The sequence below is a fragment of the Tardiphaga sp. 768_D3_N2_1 genome (assembly GCF_052076105.1).
Classification (GTDB): domain Bacteria; phylum Pseudomonadota; class Alphaproteobacteria; order Rhizobiales; family Xanthobacteraceae; genus Tardiphaga.
In genome coordinates this window covers 2,790,763-2,803,154 of record NZ_CP197245.1, presented here as the reverse complement: position 1 = coordinate 2,803,154, position 12,392 = coordinate 2,790,763, and the positions used below count along the sequence as shown (strand labels likewise).

Sequence of the window (12,392 nt, the reverse complement as noted above, 5' to 3'; positions counted from 1 at the left end):
CGGCCAAGACGTGGATACCCGGCATGCGCCGGGCATGACGGCGCTAAATTGCCGAGTATTGCCCTTGGCTTCGCAGCCGCACACGACTAAAACCGCGCGATTGTTGACATACACCGTAAACGGATATTGTCAGCGTTTTGAACGGATTGAGATATGGCAGACGCGCGACGCGCTCATTTGCAGGACCAGACCGACATCACGGGCGCACGCGTCCTGATCGTCGAGGCGCGGTTCTATGACGACATTCAGGATGCGCTGCTGGAAGGCGCGATCGTTGAGCTAAAGGCGGCAGGCGTCAGTTACGACGTGCTGACGGTACCCGGCGCTCTGGAAATTCCGTCGACCATCGCGATTGCGGTCGATGCTGCCGCGAAAAGCGGCAAGCCTTACGAAGCGGCAATTGCGCTCGGCTGCGTGGTACGCGGCGAGACGTTCCACTTCGAGATCGTCTCGATGGAGTCCTCGCGCGGGCTGATGGATCTGTCGGTCGATCTGCGCCTGCCGCTCGGCAACGGGATCATCACGGTGGATACCGACGAGCAGGCCTGGGCGCGTGCGCGCGCCGGCGAATTGAACAAGGGCGGCGATGCAGCCCGCGCTGCGCTGTCGGTGCTGCGCATCAAGCGCCGTCTGGCGAAGGCCTGAGACATGGCTGACAAGAAAGCCGACTTCAAGAAGCCGATCCCTAAAGGCGACCGCAAGGCCAACCGCCGCGGCGCCGCGCGTCTCGCGGCCGTGCAGGCGCTCTATCAGATGGATGTGGGCGGCTCCGGTATCAACGACGTGTTCGCCGAGTTCGAGAGCTTCTGGCTTGGCAGCGAGATCGAGGGCGACCAGTATCTGCCGGCGGAGGAGGCCTTCTTCCGCGACATCGTATCCGGCGTCGTGCGCGACCAGAACAAGCTCGATCCCCTGATCGACGACGCGCTGTCCAAGGGCTGGCCGCTGCAGCGTATCGAGGCCATCCTGCGCGCAGTGATGCGCGCCGGCGCCTATGAGCTGGAACATCGCAAGGACATTCCCGGCCGTGTCGTGGTGTCGGAATATGTCGACGTCGCGCATGCCTTCGTGGAAGGCGACGAGACCGGCATGGTCAATGCGGTGCTCGACCAGATCGCCCGGCAGTTTCGCGCGGAAGAATTTTCGCGCGCAGGAAACTGACCATGTCAGCCGGGTCCAGCGCATCCGGCGAAGACTCCCTGATCGCGCGCTACTTCAAGCCGTTGGCGCGCGATCCCGGCGCATTCGGCCTGACCGACGACTCCGCGGTGCTGAAGGCGGATGGCGAGGACATCGTCGTTAACACCGACGCCATTGTCGAAGGCGTGCATTTTCTCCCCGACGATCCCGCGGACACCATCGCGCGCAAGGCGCTGCGGGTGAACCTCTCGGACCTCGCTGCCAAGGGCGCGGTGCCGGCCGGCTTCGTGCTGACCCTGGCGCTGCGCGACCACAACGAAGCGTGGCTCTCGGAATTCGCGCGTGGCCTTGGCGAGGACATCACGACATTCGGCTGCGCGCTGCTCGGCGGCGATACCGTCTCGACGCCGGGACCGCTGATGGTTTCCGTGACCGCGTTCGGCCGCGTGCCCGAGGGACGCATGGTCCGACGCCAGGGCGCAGCGGTCGGTGACCGCGTGGTGGTGAGTGGCACGATCGGAGATGCCGCGCTCGGTCTGGCGGTGCTGAAGAACGGGGCAGTGGCCGCGGCGCTGGCTGATGACAGCAAGGCGCGTGACGCGCTTGTGGCACGCTATCGCGTTCCGCAACCACGCAATGGCTTGGCATTGGCGGTGCGCGATTTCGCAACGGCCGCGATGGATGTCTCCGACGGGCTGGCCGGAGACCTCGCCAAGCTCTGTGGCGTGTCGGGTGTCTCCGCCGTGATCGATGCGCCTGCGATCCCATTCTCCGCTCCCGCGAAGGCGCTACTGGATCGCGGCGTGGTCGGTCTCGAAACCCTGATTGCCGGTGGCGACGACTACGAAATCCTCTGCACCATTCCCGGGAATCATATGCCTGCCTTCGCGCAGGCTGCACAGCAAACGGGCGTGCCGATCACTGTCATCGGGACGATTGTTGCAGGTGCGTCGTCGCCGCGCTTCGTCGACCGGGCGGGCAGGGACATCGTCCTGCAGCGCCTGTCCTATAGTCACTTCTGATAAGCTCTAAGTCTCACAAAACGCGGAACTAACCTCGCCCCGCATCTTGCGCGGGGAGAGGTCGCCGCGTCTTCGCGGCGGGTGAGGGGCGGGGCACCCGGCCTGCATCCGGTGCGTCTTGTCAGTTCGTGATCCGTTAAATCTGGAGGGTGAGAGGCCATCGCCATGCCCCTCACCCGGCGCTTCGCGCCGACCTCTCCCCGCGCAAGATGCGGGGAGAGGTTAAGAGCCGCTCCAAAAATCCTGCATTAGCCCGTTGGCAGCGTTGCACGCCGATACCGATTTTGCCATGCTCGTCAAACGAGAGGCCGTCCTCACGTGCTGGGCAGGCCTCCTTTTTATGCGCCAAATAACAAGGCGCCGGGCAGGAAGGACTGAGGCAGATTCCATGACAGCATTGTGGGTGATCGTGCTCTGCGGGGCACTGTCGATCGTTTACGCGATCTGGGCGACGAGTTCTGTGTTGAAGGCCGATGCGGGTAACGCACGGATGCAGGAAATTGCAGCGGCTGTGCGGGAGGGCGCACAGGCCTATCTGAAGCGACAATATCTCACCATTGGCATCGTCGGCGTCGTGATCTTCGCGCTGCTGGCCTATTTTCTCGGTATGCTTGTCGCGATCGGCTTCCTGATCGGCGCCGTGCTGTCGGGTGCAGCAGGCTTCATCGGCATGAACGTCTCGGTGCGTGCCAATGTCCGCACCGCACAGGCGGCGACCAGTTCGCTGGCCGGCGGCCTCGAGCTCGCCTTCAAGGCCGGTGCCATCACCGGCATGCTGGTGGCGGGTCTGGCGCTGCTAGGCGTCACCATCTACTTCGCTTACCTCACGCAGGGTTTGGGCCTCGCCGCCAACAGCCGCACCGTGATCGATGCGCTGGTGGCGCTCGGCTTCGGTGCATCGCTGATCTCGATCTTCGCGCGTCTCGGCGGCGGCATCTTCACCAAGGGTGCTGATGTCGGCGGCGATCTCGTCGGCAAGGTCGAAGCGGGCATTCCCGAGGACGATCCACGCAACCCGGCGACCATTGCCGATAACGTCGGCGACAATGTCGGTGACTGCGCCGGCATGGCGGCTGACCTGTTCGAGACCTATGCGGTCACGGCTGTGGCCACCATGGTGCTTGCTGCGATCTTCTTCGCGAGCTCGCCATTGCTGGTGAATATGATGACGCTGCCGCTGGCCATTGGCGGCATCTGCATCATCACCTCGATCATCGGCACCTTCTTCGTGAAGCTCGGCGCCAGCCAGTCGATCATGGGTGCGCTGTACAAGGGCCTGATCGCCACCGGCGTGCTGTCGCTGTTCGGTGTCGCGCTGGCCATTCACTGGCTGGTCGGCTTCGGCCCGCTGGCGGGTGTCAAATATACCGGCCTTGCATTGTTCCAATGTGGCGTCGTCGGTCTGGTTGTCACTGGCTTGATCATCTGGATCACCGAATACTACACCGGCACCGAATATCGCCCGGTGAAGTCCATCGCGCAGTCGTCGGTCACCGGTCACGGCACCAACGTCATCCAGGGCCTTGCGATCTCGATGGAGGCGACGGCGGGTCCGGCGATCGTCATCATCGCCGGCATTCTCGTCACCTACAGCCTCGCGGGTCTGTTCGGCATCGCCATCGCCACCACGACGATGCTGGCGCTGGCCGGCATGATCGTGGCGCTTGATGCCTTCGGCCCGGTCACCGACAATGCCGGCGGCATTGCCGAAATGGCCGGACTGCCCAAGGAAGTCCGCAAGGCCACCGATGCGCTCGATGCGGTCGGCAACACCACGAAGGCCGTCACCAAGGGCTATGCCATCGGCTCGGCGGGCCTCGGCGCACTGGTGTTGTTCGCGGCCTATAATGAAGATCTCAAATTCTTCATCGCCAATGCCGCGAAGTATCCGTACTTCAAGGACGTGCTGCCGGACTTCTCGCTGAACAATCCCTATGTGGTTGTCGGCCTGCTGTTCGGCGGCCTGTTGCCCTATCTGTTCGGCGCGATGGGCATGACGGCGGTGGGCCGCGCAGCCGGCGCCATCGTCGAGGAAGTGCGGCGTCAGTTCCGCGAGAAGCCGGGCATCATGCAGGGCACCGACAAGCCGGATTACGGCAAGGCAGTCGACCTTCTGACCCGCGCGGCGATCAAGGAAATGATCATCCCGTCGCTGCTCCCGGTGCTGTCGCCGATCGTCGTCTACTTCATCATCTACGCCATCGCCGGCGGCGGCGCGGCCGGCAAGTCGGCGGCCTTCTCGGCGGTTGGCGCGATGCTGCTCGGCGTGATCGTGACAGGTCTGTTCGTGGCGATCTCGATGACCTCGGGCGGCGGCGCGTGGGACAATGCGAAGAAGTATATCGAGGACGGCCACTTCGGCGGCAAGGGCTCCGACGCCCACAAGGCCGCGGTGACCGGCGACACTGTCGGCGATCCCTACAAGGACACGGCTGGCCCCGCGGTGAATCCGATGATCAAGATCACCAACATCGTGGCGCTGTTGTTGCTGGCGATATTGGCGCACTAGACGACCGCGATGCCGAATGCAAAAATCCCGCGGCGCAAGCCGCGGGATTTTTCTTTTCAGGCGGTGGGTTTCGCTTCGCTCTACCCATCCTGCGGTCGCTGTGTAGGATGGGTAGAGCGAAGCGAAACCCATCACCTCACGGCAGTGCTGCGATGACGGAGTATCGACGCAATTTCCAGCAGGGCGGCTGTTATTTCTTTACGGTCACGCTCAACGACCGCCATTCGTCGCTGCTGATTGACCGTATCGATGCGCTTCGGAACGCTTTTCGCGACGTGCAGCAACGGCATCCATTCGTTATGGATGCCGTTGTCATTCTGCCCGAACATCTCCACGCAATCTGGACATTGCCGGAGAATGATTCAGATTTTTCAACGCGCTGGCGGCAAATCAAGGCTTCGTTCTCGCGGACGTTGCCGGCAGATGAAATGATCTCGAACAGCCGCATCGCCAAGGGTGAACGTGGCATCTGGCAGCGGCGCTTCTGGGAGCACACGCTGCGCGACGAGACCGATTTCGAACGTCATTGCGACTACATTCATTTCAATCCAGTCAAGCACGGTCATGTAAGCCGTGTGCGCGATTGGCCGTATTCGTCTTTTGCCCGCATGGTGCGTTCAGGGTCTTATCCGGAAGACTGGGGTGGTGAGGCTGTGGGCGACCAGCATGGTTTCGGTGAGCGTTGATCGTGTGGCGATGGGTTTCGCTGCGCTCTACCCATCCTACAACATCTTGCTATGCTGCAGTTCTAGATATTCGTTTTGGGGACTCGTTGGAATGACTAGGTTTACTATCGCTACGGCGCTTTCGGCTCTCTTCATATTCTTGATCGGACCGGCCATCGCGGCCGAACAATGCCCGGTCTCCGAAGCCGCCATCACGAAAGCCGGCGGTTTTCCCCAGGCCGTCACCGCCGCGATAAAAACCGAGTTCAGCTGCGAAGGCGCATACCGGATTCTGGAGCTGTGCCTGCTTGGCTCGTCAGGCGATAACGCGCTGTCCACCATCGTGCTGTCGAAATGCGAACCGCGCTTTCTGCCCAAGGCAGTCGCCGCCACGAAAGCCGCCTATGAGAAGGCGCGTGCGAAATGCGACAAGATCGCGGAGAAGAACGAGGGGTCGATGTATCAGAGCCAGGCCGCGGTCTGCATCGCGAAGTCCGGGCGTGATTTCGCGCGGAAATACGGGACGAAGAGCTAGTCTGCCTCCGATCGCTCGTTAGTGCATACGAAATCAAGAAGCCCCGCGATGTGATCGCGGGGCTTTTTGTTGAGATGGTCTGGCTTACGCCGCCTTGCTTTGCTTTCCGTCCTGGATCGCGCGCCAGATGCGCTCGGGGGTCAGCGGCATGTCGATATGGGTGACGCCGTAATCGCTGAGTGCATTGACCACCGCATTGACGATGGTGCAGAGCGAGCCGGCGCAACCGGCTTCGCCGCAGCCTTTGGTGCCGAGCGGGTTGGTCGTCGCGGGCGAGGGATGATCGCCGACCTGCATCAATGGAATATCGCCGGCGCGCGGCATGGCATAGTCCATGAACGAGCCGGTGATCGGCTGGCCCGATGCGTCGTAGCTGACTTTTTCCATCAGTGCCTGGCCGATGCCCTGCGCCACGCCGCCATGCAGCTGGCCCGCGACGATCATCGGATTGACGATGGTGCCGAAGTCGTTGACCGCCGCATAGTTGACGATGGTCAAGACGCCGGTGTCCGGATCGATCTCGACCTCGGCCACATGGCAGCCGTTCGGGAAGGTCGAGGGGACATCGGATGACGTGTGGTCGACGTCGAGCGACGACGGCACGCCGTCCGGCATCTTGCCGTCACGGACCCGCTGCGACAGTTCCATGATGTCGATGGAGCGGTCGGTGCCGGCAATGGTGAAGCGGCCCGCCTTGAACTCGATATCGGCTTCGGATGCTTCCATCAGATGCGCAGCGGCCGCCTTGCCCTTGGCAATGACAAGGTCCGAGGCTTCGACAATGGCCTGGCCCGATGCGGTGATCGAGCGCGAGCCGCCGGTGCCGTTGCCTATGCGGACGAGATCGCTGTCGTTTTGCTCCAGGCGAATGGCGTCGAACGGCACGCCGAGTTGGGCCGACAGCACTTGCGCGAAGGGCGTGGCGTGGCCCTGGCCGTAATCCAGAGTGCCGGTGGTCAGCGTCACGGTGCCGTCCTCGCCGAAGGTCAGTTTGCCGAGTTCGCCTGACGGCGGCGCGGTGACTTCGAGATAGGAGCCGACGGCGATGCCGCGCAGTTTTCCGTTTTTACGGCTGTCCTTCTTGCGCTTCGCAAAGCCCGCGTGATCGGAAATTTCCAGCGCCTTGTCGAACACGCCCTGGAAGTCGCCGCTGTCATAGGTGACGCCGGACGCGGCGGCGAAAGGCAGTTGCGACGGCTTGATGAAGTTGCGCTTGCGCAGTGTGAAACGGTCGATGCCCATCTCATCGGCAGCGCGATCGATCAGCCGCTCCATGAAGTAATTGGCCTCCGGGCGCCCGGCGCCGCGATAGGCGCCCATCAGCGTGGTGTTGGTGAGTACGCATTTGATGTCCACCGACAGCAGCGGCGTCTTGTAGACGCTGGCGAGGTTCTTGCCGGTGTTGAGCGACAGCGGGCTCGGCGACACGCCGGTGATATAGGCGCCGAGATTGCCGTAGCCTTTCAGACGCACAGCGAGAAACTTGCCGTCCTTGTCGAGCGCGAGTTCGGCATGGATGTCCTGTGCCCGGCCCTGGCTATCGGAGAGGAAGCTGGAGGAGCGCTCGTCGAGCCACTTCACCGGCTTGCCCAGTTCCTTCGCCGCATGCAGCAGGCAGATATATTCGGGATAGCTGATATTCTTCATGCCGAACGATCCGCCGACATTGCCGGTCAGGATACGAACCTTGTCGGGCGCGACATTGAGGTTCTTGGCCAGCGTGTTGCGGTTGCCGGCGACGCCCTGGGTCGGCACCTGGATCACGTAGCGGCCGCCGGATTTTTCGTAAGTGGCGAGCGCGCAGCGCGGCTCCATCGAGACCACCGCGACGCGGGTGTTCTCGATGTCGAGCTTTGTGACATGTGCAGCAGAGGCGAATGCAGCTTCTACGGCTGCGGTGTCGCCATAGTGATAGTCGAGTGCGACGTTGTTCGGGATGTGATCATAGAGCTGTGGTGCGCCGGGTCTGGTTGCAGCTTCGCAGTCGGTGACGGCGGGCAGGGCGTCGATATCCAGCACGACGGCTTCTGCGGCATCGCGTGCCTGCGCTGCGGTCTCCGCCACGACGAAGGCGACGGGATCGCCGACATAGCGCACCTTGTCGGTCATCAGGGCATGGCGATTGGTCTGGAACAGCGGGGTGCCGTCGTGGCTCTTGAGCGGCAGGCCGCAGGTGAAGGGGCCGTAATTGGCGGCTTCGAGATCACGTCCGGTCCAGACGCCGCGGACACCCGGCATCGCTTTGGCGGCCTCGGTATCGATCCCGCGGATCACGCCATGGGCATGGGGACTGCGGACGATCCAGGCATAAAGCTGGCCGGGCAGGTTCATATCGTCGGTGTATTTACCCTTGCCGCGGACGAGAGTGTCGTCCTCCTTGCGCCGCACCGGCTGGCCGACCCCGTATTTCTGCATGGCGATCGTGTTGTCGACGGGTGAGCCGGTAAAATCTTGCATGGTGAATCCGTCAAATATGGATGATTTCAGGATTTGGCGCGGTCTGGCGCCTCTGCGGCCCCCTCAGATAAGGCAGCGTTAGCTGTACGACAACGCACGATTGGGCATGGGGCTGCGCCAAGGTTGCGCTGATCCTGTGCCCTGCTAAACTTTCCGTGAAAGAATATTTCCATCTCGGCCGGAACGGTCGCGGAAAGACAGATTGAATGGATGATGACACGCGGCTTCGCGGTGGCCATGCAGTGGAGATCGCTCGGCCAAGCGAGGGTGTGCAGGGACTAGTTGCTGCAATGGCCGATGGCGCGCGCGAAGCCGCATGCGCCAACACCTATGCCGCGCTCGATCTCGGAACCAATAATTGCCGCCTCCTGATCGCCTGTCCCACCGGCGACAGCTTTCGCGTGGTCGATTCGTTTTCACGGATCATCCGGCTGGGCGAGGGCGTCTCGACCTCCGGCGTCATCAGCGACGCGGCGATTGCCCGGGCGATTTCGGCGCTCAGCATCTGCCGCGACAAGATCCGCGCGCGGGATGCGCAGCGGCTGCGGCTGATCGCGACCGAAGCCTGCCGCGCCGCGTCGAATTCGGACGCGTTTCTCGATCAGGTGGCGCGCGAGACCGGCATCACGCTTGAGATCATCGATCGCGAAACCGAGGCGGCTTTGGCCGTGATCGGCTGTTCGCCGCTGATCGATCCGCAGGGCCGCGGCGCTATCCTGTTCGATATCGGCGGCGGCTCATCGGAACTGGTGCGTATCGAACGCGATCCCCATAATCCGTCGGGCCGGCCGCTGATCAAGGCGTGGATGTCGATCCCGCTTGGTGTTGTGACGCTGGCCGAGAAATTCGGCGGCAAGCACGTCACCCGCGAGAGCTACACGCAGATGATCGCGGAGGTCGCCAGGCATGTGGCGCCGTTTGCCGCGGAACATGCCGGTGATCTCGACGGGATGCACATGCTGGGCACCTCGGGCACGGTGACCACGCTCGCCGGCGTCTATCAGGGATTGGCCCGCTATGATCGCCGGCGTATCGACGGCATCTGGCTCAGCAACGCCGAACTCGATGAGACCATCGCCAGACTGCTCGACATGACCTATGCGGAACGCGCGGCCAATCAGTGTATCGGCCCGGACCGCGCCGATCTCGTCCTGTGCGGTTGTGCCATTCTGGACGCGATCCGGAACGCTTTCCCGCTGCCGCGGCTGCGTGTGGCCGATCGCGGGCTGCGCGAGGGCATGCTGGTGGAAATGATGCGCGAGGACGGCGCGATCCGCGCGTCCTGAGCCGATTTTCCCGAGGAAACGCGAATATTCGGGTTTCCTCGCCACGCTGTGCTAAGAGACGCGCGAACACTGAAAGCAAGCACGAGACCATGGCCAAAGACACCACCGGGCGGATGCGCGTCCAGGTCAAGAGCGCCGGCAGGCTGAAACTGTCGTCGAAGCTCTGGCTGGAGCGCCAGCTCAACGACCCCTATGTGCAGCAGGCCAAGAAAGACGGCCTGCGCTCGCGTGCGGCCTACAAGATCATCGAGATGGACGACAAGCATCGCTTCCTGAAGCCCGGTGCATCGGTGGTCGATCTCGGCGCAGCTCCCGGAGGCTGGAGCCAGATCGCGGCGAGGCGCGTCGGCTCCGCGGAAGGCAAGGGACAGGTGATCGCCATCGATCTGCTGGAGATGCCGGAGATCGTCGGCGTGACCTTCGCGCAGATGGACTTCCTCGATAACGATGCGCCGGACAAGCTCAAGGCGATGATGGGCGGGCTCGCCGATGTGGTGATGTCCGACATGGCGGCCAACACCACCGGGCATCGCAAGACCGACCAGCTCCGCATCGTCGGCCTCGTCGAGGATGCTGCGGCCTTCGCGGCCGATGTGCTCAAGCCCGGCGGTACGTTCATCGCCAAAGTATTCCAGAGCGGTGCGGACGCGGCGCTGATGGCGCAGCTCAAGCGCGACTTCGCCACAGTGAAACATGTGAAGCCCGCATCGAGCCGCAAGGACTCGTCGGAGCGCTATGTGCTGGCGATGGGCTTTCGCGGCGTGGCAGGTGACGAGCGGCGGGGCGACCGCGACGATTAAGTCGGGGCGGTAGGATGGGTAGAGCGAAGCGAAACCCATCACCTTTCGCGCCGATAATGATGGGTTTCGCGAAGACGCTCTACCCATCCTACGGCTCGACGACTTACTTTGCGCTCTCGCACTTCGGCGACAGCATCGGCACGTTCGGCCACGACCAGTTGCGCCACGATCCATCACGCTCGACACAGGCCGCCGGTGTTTTAGCAGCAGTTGGATCGGTCTGCTCTTTGGCGTCCTGCGCTGCGGCTTGTTCAGCTGGTGCCGGAAATCGCCTGTTCACATAGTCAAACGACACGACGCCCGCGATGATCGTGAGGACGATCGTCGCGATGCCGATGGCCCATTGCGAGCGTGTCACAGCTCACCCCAGTTTTTGATCCCTGGCATCCGCGGTACCTTCGCTGGCCGCCTTGACGGCGGCTTTTGCCTCGCCCTTGCGGCTCGCAATATCGATCACCTTGCGGCCGGAGATTTCGTGGCCGGCATCGTCCGGCATCTGCCAGAAGAACCAGGCCGAAGCTGCCGAGATCGCGGACACGACGAGGAAGGCCGGCGCGAAATCGGCGGCGGACAATTCGGTCATGCCGCGCATCAGCATGGTGGATTCCACCGAGAAGGCACCGATCGCGACGCCAGCGGAGATTGACAGCTGTTGGTTGACGCTGACCAGCGTGGTGGCACGGCTCATCTGCGCCGTCTCCACTTCGGCATAGGCGACCGTATTGATGGCGGTGAATTCGAGCGAACGGAAGAAGCCGCCGACCACCAGGATGATCAGGATCAGCATCAGCGGCGTGGTCGCTGTGAACAGCGCGCAGGCGGCGAGGAATACCGAACTCACGACGGCGTTGACGGTCATCACGTTGCGGAAGCCAAAGGCGCGGATGATGCGTGCCGCAAGCGTCTTCATGCCCATGGCGCCCACCGCCGAGCCGAAGGTCACCATGCCCGACTGGAACGGCGACAGGCCGAAGCCGACCTGCATCAACAGTGGCAGCAGGAAAGGCAATGCACCGATGCCGAGCCGGAACAGGAAGCCGCCGACGATGGCGGCGCGTAAGGTCACGAGCCGCATCAGCGAGAAGTCGAGCACCGGTGACGCCGTGCGCCGGGCGTGGATCACGTAGAGGGTCATCGACACGGTGCCGATGCCGACCAGTGCGGCGACGATCGGCCATGGCAGTAGATTGAGGCCCGCGACGGAAAGGCCGAAGGCGATGCCGGCGAGGCCGATGCCGGCCAGCACGAGACCCAGCAGATCGAAGCGCTCCGGATCCTCCGAGCGGATCGGATCGATGTAGCGCAGTGCCAGATAGATGCCGAGGCAGCCGATCGGAAGGTTGATCAGGAAGATCCAGTGCCACGAGAAATAGGTGGTAATGAAACCGCCCAGCGGCGGTCCGATCACCGGGCCGATCAGCGCCGGCACCGTCATCCACGCCATGGCACTGACGAGCGCGCTCTTGTCGATGGAGCGCAGCAGCACGAGGCGTCCCACTGGGGTCATCATGGCCCCGCCGAGGCCCTGGATGATACGGGCGATGACGAAATGCGTGACCGATTGCGATAGCGCGCAGCCGATCGATCCGATCATGAACACGCCGATCGCAATCGAGAATACCGCGCGCGCACCGAAACGATCCGCGGTCCAGCCCGACGCCGGAATGAATACCGCGAGCGAGAGCAAGTAAGAGGTGATCGCCAGTTTCAGCGTCAGCGGGCTTGTGCCGATATCGGCGGCAATGGCCGGCAGCGACGTCGCGATCACCGTGGAGTCCATGTTTTCCATGAACAGAGCGGAGGCGACGATGAGCGGGATCAGGCGTTCTTTATTCATCAGATCTCTGGTTCCCGATCATTTCGGCAGGCGAAATCGTCGCGACTCTGTCGGTGACGCGTGCAGGCGCGCTTTAGCACCAATGTCGCCGGAGCAGCCATCGCAGCGGAGGCATGGCTCCTAACACGTGCGTGATGACGG

General features: G+C 62.9%; 11 protein-coding genes. 8 read left to right on the top strand and 3 right to left on the bottom strand.

The genetic code is table 11. From position 1 onward, the window contains the following. Positions 1-153: 153 nt before the first annotated feature. The 6 genes from ribH (at position 154) to AB8A27_RS12990 (ending at position 5,871) form a co-directional block, all read left to right on the top strand. Positions 154-645, top strand: a complete 492-nt coding sequence (gene ribH / locus AB8A27_RS13015; RefSeq protein ID WP_092144206.1) for a 6,7-dimethyl-8-ribityllumazine synthase — start codon at positions 154-156, stop codon at positions 643-645. Between the two features lie 3 nt (positions 646-648). Next, complete coding sequence (nusB, locus tag AB8A27_RS13010) at positions 649-1,161, top strand: transcription antitermination factor NusB (protein WP_441242268.1); 513 nt, start codon at positions 649-651, stop codon at positions 1,159-1,161. Between the two features lie 2 nt (positions 1,162-1,163). Next, positions 1,164-2,162, top strand: coding sequence for a thiamine-phosphate kinase (thiL, locus tag AB8A27_RS13005; protein ID WP_441242267.1), 999 nt, complete (start codon positions 1,164-1,166; stop codon positions 2,160-2,162). 388 nt (positions 2,163-2,550) lie between these two features. Then, complete coding sequence (locus AB8A27_RS13000) at positions 2,551-4,671, top strand: sodium-translocating pyrophosphatase (protein WP_441242266.1); 2,121 nt, start codon at positions 2,551-2,553, stop codon at positions 4,669-4,671. A 152-nt stretch (positions 4,672-4,823) separates the two neighbouring features. Next, positions 4,824-5,357, top strand: a complete 534-nt coding sequence (locus AB8A27_RS12995) for an REP-associated tyrosine transposase (protein WP_441244901.1) — start codon at positions 4,824-4,826, stop codon at positions 5,355-5,357. A gap of 91 nt (positions 5,358-5,448) precedes the next feature. Next, positions 5,449-5,871, top strand: a complete 423-nt coding sequence (locus AB8A27_RS12990) for a hypothetical protein (protein WP_441242265.1) — start codon at positions 5,449-5,451, stop codon at positions 5,869-5,871. 84 nt (positions 5,872-5,955) lie between these two features. Here AB8A27_RS12990 and AB8A27_RS12985 read toward each other — a convergent pair whose 3' ends face one another. Then, positions 5,956-8,328 (bottom strand): xanthine dehydrogenase family protein molybdopterin-binding subunit, encoded by a 2,373-nt coding sequence (locus AB8A27_RS12985; protein ID WP_441242264.1) that lies wholly within the window; start codon positions 8,326-8,328, stop codon positions 5,956-5,958. A gap of 206 nt (positions 8,329-8,534) precedes the next feature. Between AB8A27_RS12985 and AB8A27_RS12980 the strand changes: the two genes are divergently transcribed. Both AB8A27_RS12980 and AB8A27_RS12975 read left to right on the top strand, forming a co-directional pair. Continuing rightward, complete coding sequence (locus AB8A27_RS12980; RefSeq protein WP_441242263.1) at positions 8,535-9,614, top strand: Ppx/GppA phosphatase family protein; 1,080 nt, start codon at positions 8,535-8,537, stop codon at positions 9,612-9,614. Positions 9,615-9,703: 89 nt separating this feature from the next. Continuing rightward, complete coding sequence (locus AB8A27_RS12975; RefSeq protein WP_441242262.1) at positions 9,704-10,414, top strand: RlmE family RNA methyltransferase; 711 nt, start codon at positions 9,704-9,706, stop codon at positions 10,412-10,414. A 103-nt stretch (positions 10,415-10,517) separates the two neighbouring features. On the opposite strand, the gene AB8A27_RS12970 is transcribed toward AB8A27_RS12975, so the two are convergent. Together AB8A27_RS12970 and AB8A27_RS12965 are read right to left on the bottom strand one after the other, a co-directional pair. Next, positions 10,518-10,772 carry a hypothetical protein gene (locus AB8A27_RS12970; RefSeq protein ID WP_441242261.1) on the bottom strand — a complete coding sequence of 85 codons (255 nt, stop codon included), beginning with the start codon at positions 10,770-10,772 and terminating at the stop codon, positions 10,518-10,520. 3 nt (positions 10,773-10,775) lie between these two features. Continuing rightward, a complete protein-coding gene (locus tag AB8A27_RS12965; protein WP_441242260.1) occupies positions 10,776-12,251 on the bottom strand; it encodes an MFS transporter in 1,476 nt (491 codons plus the stop codon). Positions 12,252-12,392 lie beyond the last annotated feature (141 nt).